Genomic DNA, 15,328 nt, shown 5'->3' on the forward strand with positions numbered 1-15,328 from the left:
GGATGTTAGATCTTGTCAAGAGTTGGGAGATCTTGTTACCTGGCCGAGACATGCATCACCGGCACTGCGGCGCGTGGAACGGCAGACGCGGGAGCCGGTCGACCGGAGGCGCGGGAGCGCCGGGGCTCAGCGGAGCTCGGAGACGACCCCGCGATAGCCGGCCACGCGGACGTCCGCGGGGTCGAGCTCGGTCGCGAAGACGCTCACGCGATCGAGCGTGACCGCGGCGGCGGTCGCGTTCCCGCCGAGCTTGGCGAGGTTCGCGCCGATGAACACGCGGGCCGACGACCGCGCGAACGCGCGCTTGACGTCGGCCTCCTCGAGGGTGTCCTCGTAGCAGGCGAGCTCGTCGACCGCGGCGGCCGACGCGAAGAAGCCCTGGAACCGCATGCCCTCCAGGCAGGCCGTCGCGACCGGCCCGACGAGCGAGTCCGATCGGCGGTCCGCGGCGCCGCCCGTCAGGATGGCCGTCACGCCGGGACGATCCTGGAGCACCTGGAAGGTCAGCAGGCCGTTCGTGACGACCGTGAGATCCTCGGGCTCGGGGAGCATCTGGGCGAGGCGGTGGATGGTCGTGGACGAGTCGAACGCGACGACGCCGCGCTCGGGAACGAGCGGGAGGAGCTTCTCGGCGATGATCCGCTTCTCCTCGGCGTACGACCGCTCGCGCCCCTGGAAGCTCACCGGCCCGCTGTAGACCGCGCCGCCGCGCACGCGGCGCACGAGGCCTGACCGCTCGAGGTGGTCCAGGTCACGCCGCACGGTCATCTCGCTGACCTCGAGCGCGGACGACGCCTCGACGAGGGACACCGTCTTGGTGGCGCGCAGCTGCGCCAGCAGCCAGCTGCGGCGCTCTTCTGCGGCCAGGGAGCTCATGCGCTCATTCTAGGCAGGAGGATGCGCGAGCATGTGAGAACCTGTGAGATCGCGTCGCGCCGTTGCTGACGCGATTCCTCCGGATGCTGACCGGAATCGCCTCACGAGCCGCGTCATCCGCTCGCGAGAGTGGAGGCGAGACCGAGAGGACCCCATGTCGCCCGCACAGATCGACGCGCTCATCGCGCCGCCCACTCCCGTCGCCGCACGTGCCCGCGAGGTGCTCGAGGCCTGGTCGCCGCCCGAGCTCGTGCGGCACTGCCTGCGCTCATGGGTGTGGGCATCGATGCTCGGCGACGCGCTGGGCCTGACCTACGACGCCGAGCTGCTGTACGTCGCGACGATGCTGCACGACCTCGGGCTCGTCGCGGAGTTCGACGCCGACGTCGTCCCGTTCGAGGCGGCGGGCGGAGCGGCGGGATGGGCCTTCGCCGCCGGCGCAGGATGGCCGCGCGCCCGCAGGGACCGCGTCCAGGAGATCATCGTGCGGCACATGTGGACGGCGGTCGATCCGGACGAGGACGCCGAATCGCACCTCCTCGAGGTCGCCACGAGCCTCGACGTCTCGGGCGTCGCCCCGGAGAAGTGGGATGCCGCGCTGCTCGTCGCGGTGGAGTCGCACCTGCCGCGAGGCGCCTTCTCGACGGACTTCGCGCAGCGCATCCACGATCAGGCCGAGCGGAAGCCGACCTCGTCGGCGCGCAGACTCGACGCGTCAGGTCGGATCGACGCCGGCGCTCGCACGTGGGAGCGCCTGGTCGCGCCGAACGGCTCCGCGTAGCGGCGCGACCAGGTCGATCACTCGCCCGAGGGCTCCTCGTCGGAGGCCTCGGAGAAGTCGTCGCCTTCGTCCGGCTCCTCGGGCGCGCCGCCCGATGCCGTGTCGGCTTCGGCGTTCTCGTCGGGAACGCCTTGCGTGTTGTGCTGTCCGCCATCGCTCATGGGATTCCTCCGCGACATCTCCCCGGATCGCGTCCGGCTGCGCGCCACGGTACGCCGACCGCGACCCCGGGGCGAGGGGTTGACAGCCGGAGCGCACGCGACGGGGAGGCGATAGTACACCGTTTCCTGTACTATCGCCCCATGCTCACCGCGACCCTGACACATACCGCGGCACTCGCTCGCCTCGGGCACGCGCTGTCCGACCCGACGCGGGCGGGCGTCCTCCTCGCACTGCGCACCGCGTCCGCGCACCCGGGAGATCTCGCGGAATCGCTCGGCGTCTCGAAGCAGGCGATGTCGAACCACCTCGCCTGCCTGCGCGGCTGCGGGCTCGTCGAATCGACGCCGGATGGGCGCCGCAGCCTCTACCGTCTCGCCGATCCGCACCTCGCTCCCGCGCTCGACGAGCTCCTCCGCGTCGCGCTCGTCGTGGAACCGGACTGCTGCGCGAGCGAGGGGTGCACCTGCTGATGCCGGGTACGCCGGCCACGGGGGCCGCGCGGCGCGCCGTCCTGCACCGACGCATCCGAATGATCGTCGCCGCGACCATCGCCTACAACCTCGTCGAGGCCGTCATCGCGCTGATCGCCGGAGGCGCCGCGTCCTCGGCGGCGCTCATCGGCTTCGGGCTCGACTCGACGATCGAGGTGCTCTCCGCGGCGGCCGTCGCCTGGCAGTTCACGCGACGCGACCCGGACCGCTGGGAGAAGCCGACGCTGCGCGTGATCGCCATCGCGTTCTTCGCGCTCGCGATCTACGTCGCAGCGAGCGCGACGCTCGCGCTCGCGAACGGCGATGTCCCCGACCACAGTCCGGTGGGCATCGTCCTGACGGCCGCGAGCGCGGTGACGATGCCGCTCCTCTCCGCGGCCGAGCGCCGCGCTGGGCGGGAGCTCGGCTCGGCGACCGCGGTCGCGGACTCGCGCCAGACCCTCATCTGCGCCTGCCTGTCGGCGTCCGTGCTGGCGGGCCTGCTTCTGAACAGCCTCCTCGGATGGTGGTGGGCCGATGCGGCTGCCGGTCTCGTCATCGCGGCCTTCGCCATCCGGGAGGGCGTCGAGGCCTGGCGCGGAGACGCGTGCGCGACCGCGGTCGGGATGGTCCTCGAGCACGACGAACACGACGGGTGAGGGCCTGGCATCGCGCCTCGGAACCGAGTACGGTTTCCCCCGGAGTGGAAGCCTGGTCGGCGATCGATACCGTTCGTCCCGGAAGGCAGCGACATGCGAGCGCTCATCTCGACATACGGCACCCGCGGCGACGTCGAGCCGTACGTCGCACTCGCCAGGAGGCTCGTGGCCGAGGGCCATTCGGCCGTGCTCGCGGCGCCCGAGGCCTACCGTCCGACCGTCGAAGGTACTGGAGCGGAGTTCGCCCCCGTGTGCACGGCGATGCACGAGGTCATGCGGGAGGGGATGTCCGGGATCGGCGGCCCGCGCGAGGCGCTCGGCCTGGCACGGCGCATGTCGGCGGCGATGCGCACCTCGCTGAGCGAGCAGTGGACGGCCGCACAGGAGGCGGCGCCCACCGTGATGGTGTCGCATCCGAAGGCACTCGGGGGGCTTCACATCGCGGAGCGTCTCGGCGTCCCCTTCGTCGCCTCGCTGCCGCTTCCGTTTCTCACCCCGACGCGCGACTTCCCCATCCCGTTCCTGTCGCGCGGCCTTCCGCCCGCGCTCAACCGGGCGACCTACGCGTTCAACCGCTTCACCGGCATCGCGTACGGCGGGATGATCAACCGATTCCGCACCGAGGAGCTGGGCCTCGGTCGCATGAGCCGAACCAGCGACTACCTCCACGGGGCGGACGGCCGCCCCGTGCCCGTGCTCTATCCGTTCAGCCGGCACGTCGTCCCTGTCCCGCGCGACTACCCCGATTCGGCCCACGTCACGGGATGGTGGTTCGACCGCAATCGCGATGGGACCCCGCCGCCGGAGCTCGAGGAGTTCCTCGCAGCGGATGGCCCGGTCGTCTATATCGGGTTCGGGAGCATGGGCTTCGGGCGCCACGCGCCCGAACGAGGTCGCGTCGTGCTCGACGCCGTGCGCCGCGTGGGCGTCCGCGCGGTCGTCGCGACCGGATGGGGCGGCGTGGAGGTCGGCGCGTCGGAGGACATCATGGTGATCGAGGATGTGCCGCATGCGTGGCTCTTCCCCCGTGTGACGGCGGTCGTCCACCACGGCGGCTCCGGAACGACCGCGGCCGGCCTGCGCGCGGGGCGCCCCACGCTCGTCTGCCCGGTGCTCGGAGACCAGCCGTTCTGGGGCGCGCGCATCCACCAGCTCGGACTCGGCCCGCGGCCGCTTCCGCTGCGGAAGGTCACCGGAGAGGCGCTCGCGGCGCGCCTCGCGGAGCTCATCGGCTCGCCGGCGGTGGCGAGCCGCGCAGAGGCGATCGGCGAGCTCATCCGTGCAGAGGACGGAACCGGCGCCGCCATCCTCGCTCTCGAGGAGATCACCGCGGAGCGGGCCCTGAGATGAGAGCTCACACGAGCCGGTAGCCCGCACCGCGGACCGTCTCGATGCGGTCGGCCCCGAGCTTCTGGCGCAGGTAGCCGATGTAGACGTCGGCGACGTTCGACCCGGGGTCGAAGTCGAAGCCCCACACCCGGCTCAGCAGCTGCTCGCGGCTCAGCACCTGGCCGGCGTGCCGGATGAGCTCCTCCGCGAGGGCGTACTCGCGCGCGGAGAGGTCGACGGACGGCCCGCCGTCGATGACGGCGCGGCGGGTGCGGACATCGAGTGTGAGGTCTCGATGACGCAGGGCGCCCGCCGCGGGAGCGACCTCCTCGTCGCGGCGCATGCGGAGGCGGATGCGCGCGAGCAGCTCGTCGAAGCGGAACGGCTTGCCGATGTAGTCGTCGGCCCCGCCCTCGAGCCCTGCGACGGTGTCACCCAGATCGGTGCGCGCGGTGAGCATGATGATCGGCATGCGCGAGCCCGAGCCGCGCAGGTTCTCGAGCACGTCGAAGCCGTTCATGCGCGGCATGTTCACGTCGAGGACGAGCAGGTCGAACTCGCCGGTCTGCGCGAGCTCGAGCGCCTCGACGCCGTCGGCGGCGACGCGGGTCGCGAAGCCGGCGGCGCGCAGGCCCTTCTCGATGAACCCCGCGATGCGCTGCTCGTCATCGGCGATGAGAATCGATGCCACGGTGGCTCCTTCCGTCCGAGTGCGGCGGTGTGTCCTCGTCGTCGGGCGCGAGCGGCACGAGGATCGCGAACAGCGCGCCGCCGCCCGGGGCGTCCGTCACGCGAGCTCGGCCGCCGTGGGCGCGCGCGATGACCTGCACGATGTTGAGGCCGAGGCCGCTCCCTGCCGCGCGCTCGCGTCCGCGTCCGCGTCGGAAGCGCTCGAACACGGCCTTCTTCTCGTCGTCCGGGACGCCAGGGCCGTAATCGCGCACCCACAGGGCGAGGCGGCCCTCCTCGACATTGCTGCCGATCACGAAGCGCCCTCCGCCGTGCGTCACGGCGTTCTGCGCCAGCTGGAGCACGGCCTGGGTGATGCGGGCCGCGTCGAGCGGTGCGACGACATCCGCGATCGGCCCGGCGGCGACATCCGCGCCCTCGATCGCCTGGGCCTTGCGCACGATCTGCGCGACGAGATCCGCCGCGTCGGTCGGCTCGGGGGCGACGGGGGATGGCCCGTGGAGCGCCGCCGCGGACGACAGATCCTGCACGAGTCGGCTCATCCGGTCGAGCTCGTCGACCGCGAGCTGCTGCGTCTCGCGCACGTCGTCGGGGTCGGCGGGATCCATCAGCTCGACGTGCCCGCGCACGATCGTGAGCGGGGTCTTCAGCTCGTGGCCGACATCGCTGAGCAGCTGCCGCTGCGAGTCGAGCGCATCGTCGAGTCGATCCAGCATGGCGTTCATCGTCGCCGCGAGCTCCGACACGTCGTCACGCCCCTCGATCGGCAGGCGCTCCGAGCGCGACTGGGCCGACACGCGCTCCGCCGTCTCGCGCATGCGCCGCAGCGGGCGCAGCAGACGACCGGCCGCGACCGTGCCGACCCCCGCGATGACGACGAGCACGATGCCGCCCGCGACGAAGAACACCCGAGCCGGGCCGTTGATCTCCGACAGCTCGGCCTCGACGTCGTAGGCCATGACGAAGAGCACGCTCTCGGCATCGGGGGCGCCGGGCACCTCGACAGGCGTGGCGAGGAAGCGCCAGACGACGCCCTCCTCGGCGTACGTCCCGAGCACGGGCTCGCGCCCGGCGGTCGTCCGCACCGCGAACGGGATGAATCCGGGCGCGCTGCGGAGGTCGACGTCGAGCGGCACCCCGGGCACGAACGCCGCCTTGCCGTCCACGACACCCGCGACCCCCGTGTTGTCGTCGGGGCTCATCCGCCGCACGATGTCCTCAGCGGCTTCGCGCGACGACTCCCAGGCCTGCGGCTCCTCCGGTGTCCCTGCCACGATGAAGCGGGCGGAGTCGAGGTTCGCGCGGAGGCGGTCGTCGATCTGAGCCATGATCGTGGCCTGCTCGACGATGTACACGGAGAGGCCGACCGCGGCCATCCCGAGCGCCGCGACGATGGTGATGACGGCGATGAGGCGCACGCGCACCGAGACGACGCGCCGCCGCCTCGGTCCGCCGTTCCCGTCCGCCACGGTCCCAGTATCGTCGCCGGGGCGCGCGCGACCGCTCGGATCCGGCGACCATAAGGGTTGTCTCATGTGCGGCTGTCGACCCGTTTAGGCGAGGCGCGCATCCTGGAGGGGAGAGGGAGGAGCCACGATGCGGAAGGCGATCGCGTACACCGTCATCGGCGGCATCGGCCTGCTCGCCCTCACCGGCGGCATCGTGGTCGCGTCGGAGGCGCTCGAGCAGCGAACGGATGGCGGACAGATCCTCGACGGCGGTGCGGTCACGGGCGACTACACGGGCGGGGCCGTCGGCCGCGACCTCCGCTCGGACCAGCGCGGAGCGACGCCCACGCCCACGCCGACGCCGACGACCGCACCGCCCGAGCAGACCGCGCCGCCGGCCCAGACCGAGCCCGAGCACCTGCCGCCGGCTCCCCCCGTCGAGGTCGATGACGATCCCGACACCGACGTCGATGACGACACGGACGTGGACGTGGACGACGACCTGGACGACGTCGACGACGACTGAGCCACCGGGCCCGCCTCGGGCGTTCGCCGCACTTCGCGGCGAACCCCCGCAGCCTCGGCCTCACCGCCCTGCCGTGACGGGGCTCCCGACTCGCCGCAGAAGGGCGCGCGCGACATCGTGCCATCCGTCGCGCTGTGCGTAGACACCGGCGAGCCGCAGCCGCGCCGCAGCGGAGTACGCCGGCACGCGTGCCCAGAGCGGGCCGTCGCCGACGCCGCGGCGGAAGGCCTGGCCGGCAGCGTCGGCCCGCGTGGTCGGCAGCAGCCCCTGCAGCACCCGCAGCTCCAGGTGCACGAGCAGGTTCGCCACATCGAGCGCGCGTTCGCCGATCGCGAGGGTGTCGACGTCGATGAGGCCGACGCGCGTGCGCCCCGCCGCGACGTCCCGCGCGGTGAACGAGCCGGATGGCACGAGCAGCTGCTTGTCGTGGAGGTCGCGATGGAGGACGCCGTCGACGCGTTCCGGCGGATCCGCCGCGAGCGCCGCCTCGACCGCGGCGAGCGCGTCGGCGACATCGTCCCCATCGAGCGCGCCGCCGACGGACGCCAGGGCACGGCGGATGGCGCGCATCTCGTCCGCGACGCCGTGGCGCGGGAGCCCCGCGGGGTCGAGCGCATGCAGCTCGGCGAGCCCCGCACCGACGCGCGTCCACACGGCGACGAGCGCGTCGTCGGAGACGGACGGGTCGGCCCCGGCGTCGAGGAGGGTCCGCTCGCCGACGCTCGCGAGGCGGAGGACACCGGCCGCGTCGTCGCGCGCGACCACCTGGGGCGACCGGAGCGTGCGCAGGCCCGAGACGCGCTCGGCGCGCTCCGCCACCTCGGCGAACCGTGCAGGCCGGACGAGCTTCACGAAGTCGCCGTCCGCTCGGCGGAGGACGGCGCGCCGCCCCGGCCGATGCGCGATGACGCGCGCCGACGCGAACGGTTCGACCGCCGCGGCCCCGGGAAGCGCCGCGTCCGCACGGAGCGCCGCGAGCCCGACGAGGCGCTCGCTCTCGGCGACGAGGTGCGCGACCTCCGCGTCCCAGTCGGCGATCCTCGCCCGGAACGGCTCCACGGCGCGCCGCAGCAGACCGGCGGCCGTGTGGGCGAGCAGGGCCGCCTCGTCGACAGCGCCGCCCGCTTCCCGATACCCCGCGACGAGCGCGGTGCCCGCGCGGCACGCGCTCTCGCCCCGGGCGATCGCATCGGCGGCCCACGAGCCCAGGTCGGACAGCGGGTCGCCCTCCCCCGCCCGATCGAGGTCGATCAGCCACGGGCGGCCGTCGGGGCCCACGATGACCTGGTCGATCGAGCAGTCGCCGTGCACGAGGGTGCGGACGCGCCGCTCCTCGAGCAGCGAGCGGATGGCGGCGGCCGCGCGGAGCGCGCGATCCTCGAGGGCGGGCAGCACGGGCGCGACCCCCGACGCCGCGGCGTCGAGTGCGCGCGCGAGAGCGCGCTCGATCCCCGGCGGACGCGCGCCATCCGCCGCCATGCCCTCTCGGGCCGGTGCCGTGTGCAGCCGCGCGAGCATTCCGCCCACGCGACGCTCCGCCTCCGGATCCGCGATCTCCGGCAGCGGCGTTCCGGCGAGCAGGTGGGTCTCGACGAGCCCGACGACCGCGTCGGCGCGGACGAGCGCGGCGGTCGGCACGAACATCTCGACACGATGCTGCGCCCGGATGGCCGACGCCGCGCGATCGGGCGCGTGCACCTTGACGATGACGCGGCAGCCTGCGCAGCGCGCGACCCAGCGACGGCCGGGCTTGTAGACGAGCACCTCCGCGTCCGGGTGCCGCTCAAGCGCGACGCGGATGCCCGGGAGCGCGCGGTCGGCGGCCGCGTCGACCACCGCGATCCCCCGCTCGGCATCGAGCAGGAGGAGGCCGTCGCCCGCGTGCGCGGCCATCCGCTCGAGCTTCCGGTGGACGCCGACGGGATACGCGACCGCCTGCGCCCGGATCGACCGGCTCGGGGTCTCGATGCGCACGCCCGCGACCGCCGAGGTGCCCGGCTTGAAGCGCAGGTACGTGGTCTCGACGCGCTGAACGGGGACCCCCGCGGCCTCGAGAGCGCGGTGCAGCGTGGCCGCATCGAGCACGAGGGGAAGCCCCGGCAGCGCGGTCTCGCGCGCGGCGAGCGCCGCATCGGCGGGCGCGAGGTGCGGGATCGGGTCACGCACGGGCGGCCTCGTTGAGGATCGCCAGCCGCGACCCCGCGCGGGCCAGCAGCTCGTCCGGACGCCCCTGCTCGACGATCCTGCCGCGCTCGAGCACGACGATGCGATCGCACGCGAGGGCGTCCTCGAGCGCGTGCGTGATGACGAGCGTCGTCCGCCCCTCGCTCAGCCGATCGAGCGCGGCCCGCACGGCCGCGCCGCTCGCGGCGTCCAGCCCTGTCGCGGCCTCGTCGAGGATGACGATGCGCGCGTCGCGGAGCACGGCTCGCGCGATCGCGATGCGCTGGCGCTGGCCGCCCGAGAGGGTGTCGCCGCGCTCGCCGACGAGCGTGTCGAGGCCCTCGGGCATCCGCGCCGCGAACTCGTCGACGCCCGCCGCGCGAGCGGCCCGCTCGACCTGCGCATCGGTCGCGTCGGGGCGGCCCATCCGGATGTTCTCGCGGATCGAGCCCGTGAACAGCACCGACTCCTGCAGGACAATCGCGATGCCGCTGCGCAGGGAGGCGAGCGTGTAGGCGCGCAGGTCGCGGCCGTCGATCATGACCGACCCGCGGACGGGGTCCTGGAGGCGCAGCAGCAGCGACGCGAGGGTCGACTTGCCCGACCCCGAGTGCCCGACGATCGCGACCCGCTCGCCGGCGGCGATGTCGAGGTCGACCTCGTGCAGGGCCGGCTCGCCGTCGCCGTACGAGGCGGACACGCGGTGGAAGGTCACCGCACCCGCCACGCTTCCCATGCGGTGGGCACCGGGCAGGTCGGCCAGGTCGCTGCGCGTCCCGACGAGGTCGAGGATGCGCTCGCCCGAGGCCGCTGCCTTCGCGATGCGGCCGGTGTACTTCGCGAGGTCGCGCATGGGCTTGAACGCGCCCTTGAGGTACTGCACGAACACGACGAGCTCACCCGGGGTGAGGTGGCCCTCGAGCACGCTCCAGCCGCCGACGAGCAGGACGGCGGCGGTCGCGACGCCCACGAGCAGATCGGTCGCGCGCTCGAGCCCGGCCGACAGCCGGGTCGCGCGGACGCCCTCGGAGAGCTCCCGCTCGTTCGACCGCGCGAAGTCGCGCTCGAGCGTGCCCTCGAGCGTGTAGGCCTGCACGACCTTGATGGCTCCGAACGACTCTCCCGCCGTGCCCGCGATCTCGCCCTCGCGGCGCCGCTGCACGCGCGCGGCGTCGGTGATCCGGCGCGACGCGCGGCGCGAGTGCAGGAGGAAGACGGGGAGGGCGGCGGCGACGACGAGACCCAGGCGCCAGTCGAGGACGAGCATGACCGCGAGCATCGCGACGAGCGTGACGACGTTGCCCACGAGCGGCATCGCGGCGGTGACGGCGACATCGCGGAGCTTGCCGATGTCGGAGACGAGCCGGTTGATGAGGTCGCCCGAGCGGGTTCCGGTGTGGAAGCGCAGGGGCAGGCGCAGCGCATGCGCGAAGACGTCTGCGCGCACGGCGTTCATGGCCCGCGTGCCGGCGAGGGCGAAGCACACCGTCATGAGGTACGACGCGAGCGCGCGCAGGCCGGCCGCCGCGACGACGGCGAGTGCGCACACGAGGAGCAGGGTGAAGATGCCCGGCTCCTGCGCCGCACCCGGCGCGATCACGGCGTCGATCACGACCTTGAGCGGCCACGGCTCGAGCAGCCGGAAGGCCACCTCCGCGAGCATGGCGACGAACCCGCCCGCGACGAGCCCGGCCTGCGGGCGGAGGTACGGCCGGAGGAAGCGGCCGAGGCGCCGCCCGCGCCCCGCCTCGGCGTCGCCGCGCCGACGGCTCACGCCGCCGCCTCCTCGTCCGGGTCGAGAGGGAGGCCGGCCGCGCCGAGGGTCCGGCGCACGACGTGCCGCCACGTCCGGGTCTGCGCCACGTCGTCTCGCGCGGCGTCGGCGAGAGCGCGGCGCAGCCCCGGGTCGGCGGCGAGGCGGTCGAGGGCCGCCGCGAGCGCCTCGGGATCGGAGGGCGGCACGAGCAGGCCCGTGCGGCCATCCGCGACGAGCTCGGGGAGCTGGCCGACCCGCGATGCGACCACGACCGCGCCCGAGGCGAGGTACTCGAGCACCTTGAGCGGAGAGAAGTACGGGTCTCCGTGCGCGGGGTACGGCGCGACGGCAGCGTCGAGGGCGGCGAGCTGCTCGGGCACGTCGGCGGGATCGACGGCCCCCGTGAACACCGTGCGGTCGGCGATGCCGCGCTCGACCGCCCGCCGCTCGAGGGCGGCGCGCTCCGGCCCGTCGCCGACGATCACGAGGTGCGCATCCGGGCGCCTCCGCGTGAGCAGGGCGAAGGCGTCGACGAGATGCTCCGTGCCGTGCCACGGCTTGAGAGTGCCGACGAAGCCGACCGTGAACGGCCGGCCAGCGGGTCGCGGAGCGGTCGCGAAGCGGTCGGCGTCGACGCCGTTGGGCTCGACGACGATCCGGGCGGCGGGCGCCTGCGTGCGCGCCCACGCCGCGACCGGCTCCGAGACGCACGTGACGAGCGAGGCATCGGAGATCACGGCGCGCGCGACCGCGTCGGCGGTGTCGGCGTGCACGAGGGAGCGGTGCCGCGCCTGCTCGATCGGAAGGGGCGCGTTGACCTCCAGGATCGAGGGGATGGCGGCCTCGCGCGCGAACGACGTGCCCGCGATCGCGAAGAGCGCGTACCGCTCGTACACGAGGTCGAACGGCCGATCGGCGTGCGCGGCGAGGAGAGCGCGACGGGTGCCCTCCTCCGCGGCCATGAGCATCCGCTCGCGCTGGCGCACGTCCGATTCCCCCGCGACGGGAGCAGGGTGCACGCGGAGGCGTCCGTCGTCGTGCGCGCGGGCGAGGGCGCCGCGAGGCTCGCCGCCCGCCCGTCGGCAGTGGAGGTCGACCTCGTGGCCGGCGGCGAGGAGCACGCGCAGCACCTCCTGCACGTGGACGGACGCGCCCTTCGCGCCGAACACGGGGATGCCGGGGTCGCCGCAGACGTAGGCGATGCGCATCAGGCCACCTCCTGCAGCGAGCGGGCGCGGGCGATCTCGTCGAGCTCGCGCGCCTGGCGCCGCACGTCGAACGTGCTCTCGACGAGCGCCCTGGCCCGCCGTGCGAGGGTCTCGGCGAGCGCGGGGGCGTCGAGGACGCGCGCGATCGCCGCCGCGAGCGCCGCGGGAGCGTGCTGCGGCACGACGAGGCCGGTCTCGCCGTGTCGCACCGCCTCCGTGATGCCCGTGACGTCGGTCGAGATGCAGGGCGTGCCGAGGGCCATCGCCTCGAGGAGCACGGTCGGCAGGCCGTCGGCGTTGCCGTCCGACCCGACGACGCACGGCGCCGCGAACACGCTCGCGCGCGCGACCTCGGCCCGCACCTCGCCCTGCGGCAGCGGGCCCGTGAACGTGACGAGGTCGTCGAGGCCGAGCGCGCCGACGAGCGCGCGCAGCTCTCCCTCGCGCTCGCCGGCCCCGACGATGCGGCACGGCACGGCGCGCCCGCCCTCGCGGAGAAGGTGCACGGCGGCGATGAGGTCGGCGAAGCCCTTCTTCTCGACGAGCCGCCCCACGGCGACGATCGAGGGCGAGGCGGGTCGGCCCGGCGCGTACGGGAAGCGGTCGAGGTCGAGGCCGTTGTAGACGCGGTGGATGGACGTGCGAGCCGCCGCGGGGTAGCGCTCGCGCAGGTGCCGCAGGTTGAAGTCCGACACGGTCACGACATGCGACGCGTCGGCGATCTTCCGATCGACGTCCTGCGGATCGACGCTCTCGTGGAAGAGGTCCTTCGCATGCGCCGTGAACGAGTACGGCACCCCGGTGAGGAGGGAGGCCAGGCGTGCGACGGTCGTCGCGAGGCTCGCGAAGTGCGCGTGCAGCGCCGTGATGCCCTCGCGCTCGACCGCGATCGCGAGCCGGATGGCCTGGGCCGCGTCCGCGACGTCGGCCGCGAGCAGCTCCTCGAGCACGTGCGGCACGCGCGGCAGCACGCCGTGCGCCTCGCCCAGGAGCTCCCACAGCTCGGACACGCGCGTCGGCCGGGGGATCTGCTCGACCGGCGCCGCGACGCGCGCGAGGGTGTCGTGGAAGCGGACGTCGACCGTGGGGCGCAGGGAGAAGATGCGCAGGTCGGCGCCGCGCTCCTCTCGCGCGATGATCTCCGACACGATGAAGGTCTCCGAGAAACGCGGGTACATCTTCACGACGTAGCCGATCCGCTCGGCGGTGCGCTCATGCGACATGGCGGCTCTCCTCGGTGCGCGTGCCGACGAGGTCGGCGAACAGGCGGGGCAGACGGCTGAGGCCGTCGAGGTCGATGGGCGGCGCCGGTCGCGGCGCGCGGCGGATGGCGCGCGCGGTCCACGCGGAGATCGCGTCGGGCGAGAGGTCGTCCGGGAGCACGACGTCGAGGGCGCCGCGCCGCGCGAGCGCCTCGGCGCGCACGAGCTGCTCGAGGCGCGGCTCGACGCGCGGCACGACGAGCAGCGGCGCTCTCGCGGCCAGCGCCTCGCACACCGTGTTGTAGCCGCCCATCCCGACGACGGCGGCGGCGCGCGCGATGAGGCCCGCGGCGTCCGGCGCGGAGCGCACCACGCGCAGATCGTCGCGCTCGGCCGCGATCGCGCGCAGCGCGTGCACCGCCGGGTCGGGCATGTGCGGGCCGGCGATGACGACACCGCGATGTCCCTCCGGCAGGCGCGAGCGGGCGAAGGCGTGCGCGACGTGCGCGCCATCCTGCCCCGCGCCGACCATCGCGAGCACGAACGGCTCGTCGGCGCGCGTGCGCATCCGCGGCGCCGGGCGCCCATGCGCGAGGTAGCCCGTGTACCGCACGCGCGCGGGGGTCTCGAGCCCGGCGAGGGGGTCGTGCACGTCGCGGTCGCCGTAGACCCACACCTCGTCGTACCAGGCCGCGAGCGCCACTGCCCCCTCGGCCTCGCGCCACTCGCGCGCCGCGGTGTGCGCGTCGTCGAGCACGTCGCGGATGCCGAGGACGACGCGCGCGCCGTGCGCGCGGACGGCGTCGAGGGCGGGCTCGAGCTCGCCGCGGAAGCCGCGCGGGTGCTTGTCGACGATGAGCACGTCGGGGCGGAACGAGGCGAGGGCGGCGTGCAGCACGGCGGTCCGCATCTCGGAGAGCTGCGCCGGGTCGACCGAGAGGTGCCGCGCGCCGTACCTCCCCGCGCCGTCCTTGGCGAGCGCGGGCAGCGACACGATGTCGCATCCGGATGGCCGTCCCGCGTGCGCGGCGTCGGGAGCGCTCGTGAGGAGCAGGAGGTCGGGCGCCTCGTCCATCCCGCTCAGCGCATGCGCGATGGCGAGGTTGCGGCGGATGTGACCCAGGCCCTGTGCGTCGTGCGAATAGAGCGCGACGCGCAGGCGGCCCTGGCCATCCGTCGTGTCGCGGATCGGGGTGCGGCGTCTCGTCTCGTCTCTCACGGACTCCACGATGGCGCTGCGCCATGAGGCGCCTGTGATGGGAACGTGAGGAGAGTCTTAGACGCCCGTCAGGCCTCCGCGGCGCGGTGCGCGCGAGCGGGGATCTGGGTGGCGAGCTTGCCGCCGCTCACGTCGATGAGCGTGCCCGTGACGTAGCGCGCCGCCGGGCTCGCGAGGAATGCGACGACGTCGGCCACCTCGTCGGCCGTCCCCCAGCGGCGGAGGGTGAGCGTGTCGAGCAGCTCGTCCTGCTGCGCGGCGGGCATGTCCGCGAAGCCGTTCATCGCGGTCGGGACCATGCCCGGCGCATAGGCGTTGACGGTGATGTCCCACGGGCCGAGCTCGCCGGCGAGCACGCGGGTGAGCTGGACGACGGCCGACTTGGTCGCGGCGTAGGCGCCGCCGCCGATCGCCGGCACGATGGCCGCGAAGGACGCGGCGTTCACGATGCGCCCGGCGCCTGCGCGCTTCATCGTCGGGATCACCGCCTGGCACATCCGGAGGAGGCCCACGACGTTCACGTCGAAGCAGGCGCGGACGGCGTCGAGATCGGCGGTCTGGAGCGGGCCGGTGAGGTTGATGCCCGCGTTGTTGACGAGGACGTCGATGCGCGCGGTCGCCGCGAGCACGCGCTCGACGGCGGCGGCCACGTCTGCGTCCGAGGTGATGTCGCACGCGATGCCGGTGATGCCCTCGCCGACCTCGGCGACATCGCGGTCGACGGCGAACACCGTGTCGCCCTCGCGGGCGAGGCGCTGGGCGATGACGGCGCCGATGCCGCGGCCCGCGCCGGTCACGATGACGGTCCTGCTCTCGGACATCCGATCTCCTCATGTCAT

The 15,328-nt window shown here is 74.0% G+C and carries 15 protein-coding genes; 5 read left to right on the top strand and 10 right to left on the bottom strand.

Annotated elements, in window-relative coordinates; genetic code table 11:
* Nucleotides 1-126: 126 nt before the first annotated feature.
* Nucleotides 127-876 (bottom strand): DeoR/GlpR family DNA-binding transcription regulator, encoded by a 750-nt coding sequence (locus M1D46_RS01130; RefSeq protein ID WP_421075083.1) that lies wholly within the window; start codon nucleotides 874-876, stop codon nucleotides 127-129.
* 154 nt (nucleotides 877-1,030) lie between these two features.
* Between M1D46_RS01130 and M1D46_RS01135 the strand changes: the two genes are divergently transcribed.
* Nucleotides 1,031-1,657: an HD domain-containing protein gene (locus M1D46_RS01135; protein WP_456286327.1), complete on the top strand. Its 627-nt coding sequence runs from the start codon at nucleotides 1,031-1,033 to the stop codon at nucleotides 1,655-1,657.
* A gap of 17 nt (nucleotides 1,658-1,674) precedes the next feature.
* Here M1D46_RS01135 and M1D46_RS01140 read toward each other — a convergent pair whose 3' ends face one another.
* Nucleotides 1,675-1,818 (bottom strand): hypothetical protein, encoded by a 144-nt coding sequence (locus M1D46_RS01140; protein WP_271173049.1) that lies wholly within the window; start codon nucleotides 1,816-1,818, stop codon nucleotides 1,675-1,677.
* Nucleotides 1,819-1,959: 141 nt separating this feature from the next.
* Here M1D46_RS01140 and M1D46_RS01145 point away from each other — a divergent pair, with 141 nt between their 5' ends.
* The 3 genes from M1D46_RS01145 to M1D46_RS01155 all read left to right on the top strand — a co-directional run bounded on the left by M1D46_RS01145 (nucleotide 1,960) and on the right by M1D46_RS01155 (nucleotide 4,298).
* Complete coding sequence (locus tag M1D46_RS01145; RefSeq protein WP_324013598.1) at nucleotides 1,960-2,289, top strand: ArsR/SmtB family transcription factor; 330 nt, start codon at nucleotides 1,960-1,962, stop codon at nucleotides 2,287-2,289.
* Nucleotides 2,289-2,948, top strand: coding sequence for a cation transporter (locus M1D46_RS01150; protein WP_324013597.1), 660 nt, complete (start codon nucleotides 2,289-2,291; stop codon nucleotides 2,946-2,948). Before M1D46_RS01145 ends, M1D46_RS01150 begins: the two co-directional genes overlap by 1 nt.
* Before the next feature lie 93 nt (nucleotides 2,949-3,041).
* Nucleotides 3,042-4,298 (top strand): glycosyltransferase, encoded by a 1,257-nt coding sequence (locus M1D46_RS01155; RefSeq protein WP_456286328.1) that lies wholly within the window; start codon nucleotides 3,042-3,044, stop codon nucleotides 4,296-4,298.
* A 4-nt stretch (nucleotides 4,299-4,302) separates the two neighbouring features.
* Here M1D46_RS01155 and M1D46_RS01160 read toward each other — a convergent pair whose 3' ends face one another.
* Nucleotides 4,303-4,968 (bottom strand): response regulator transcription factor, encoded by a 666-nt coding sequence (locus M1D46_RS01160; RefSeq protein ID WP_271173050.1) that lies wholly within the window; start codon nucleotides 4,966-4,968, stop codon nucleotides 4,303-4,305.
* Nucleotides 4,943-6,436, bottom strand: a complete 1,494-nt coding sequence (locus tag M1D46_RS01165) for a HAMP domain-containing sensor histidine kinase (RefSeq protein ID WP_456286329.1) — start codon at nucleotides 6,434-6,436, stop codon at nucleotides 4,943-4,945. Before M1D46_RS01165 ends, M1D46_RS01160 begins: the two co-directional genes overlap by 26 nt.
* Before the next feature lie 127 nt (nucleotides 6,437-6,563).
* On the opposite strand from M1D46_RS01165, the gene M1D46_RS01170 reads away from it, so the two are divergent.
* Nucleotides 6,564-6,941 (top strand): hypothetical protein, encoded by a 378-nt coding sequence (locus M1D46_RS01170; RefSeq protein ID WP_456286330.1) that lies wholly within the window; start codon nucleotides 6,564-6,566, stop codon nucleotides 6,939-6,941.
* 60 nt (nucleotides 6,942-7,001) lie between these two features.
* Here the strand turns inward: M1D46_RS01170 and M1D46_RS01175 are convergent, their stop codons facing one another.
* The 6 genes from M1D46_RS01175 to M1D46_RS01200 form a co-directional block, all read right to left on the bottom strand.
* The gene (locus M1D46_RS01175; protein ID WP_456286331.1) at nucleotides 7,002-9,107 is read right to left on the bottom strand and encodes a phosphotransferase; all 2,106 of its coding nucleotides are present in this window, start codon (nucleotides 9,105-9,107) and stop codon (nucleotides 7,002-7,004) included.
* Nucleotides 9,100-10,878: an ABC transporter ATP-binding protein gene (locus M1D46_RS01180; protein ID WP_456286332.1), complete on the bottom strand. Its 1,779-nt coding sequence runs from the start codon at nucleotides 10,876-10,878 to the stop codon at nucleotides 9,100-9,102. Before M1D46_RS01180 ends, M1D46_RS01175 begins: the two co-directional genes overlap by 8 nt.
* The gene (locus M1D46_RS01185; protein WP_456286333.1) at nucleotides 10,875-12,068 is read right to left on the bottom strand and encodes a glycosyltransferase family 4 protein; all 1,194 of its coding nucleotides are present in this window, start codon (nucleotides 12,066-12,068) and stop codon (nucleotides 10,875-10,877) included. Before M1D46_RS01185 ends, M1D46_RS01180 begins: the two co-directional genes overlap by 4 nt.
* Nucleotides 12,068-13,291 carry a glycosyltransferase family 4 protein gene (locus tag M1D46_RS01190; protein WP_456286334.1) on the bottom strand — a complete coding sequence of 408 codons (1,224 nt, stop codon included), beginning with the start codon at nucleotides 13,289-13,291 and terminating at the stop codon, nucleotides 12,068-12,070. The genes M1D46_RS01185 and M1D46_RS01190 overlap by 1 nt, the downstream gene beginning before the upstream one ends.
* Complete coding sequence (locus M1D46_RS01195) at nucleotides 13,281-14,489, bottom strand: glycosyltransferase family protein (RefSeq protein ID WP_456286335.1); 1,209 nt, start codon at nucleotides 14,487-14,489, stop codon at nucleotides 13,281-13,283. Before M1D46_RS01195 ends, M1D46_RS01190 begins: the two co-directional genes overlap by 11 nt.
* A gap of 68 nt (nucleotides 14,490-14,557) precedes the next feature.
* Entirely contained in the window at nucleotides 14,558-15,310 is a 753-nt protein-coding gene (locus tag M1D46_RS01200) for an SDR family NAD(P)-dependent oxidoreductase (protein ID WP_456286336.1), read from the bottom strand.
* Nucleotides 15,311-15,328: the final 18 nt, after the last annotated feature.

It is taken from the genome of Microbacterium sp. JZ70, assembly GCF_053903225.1.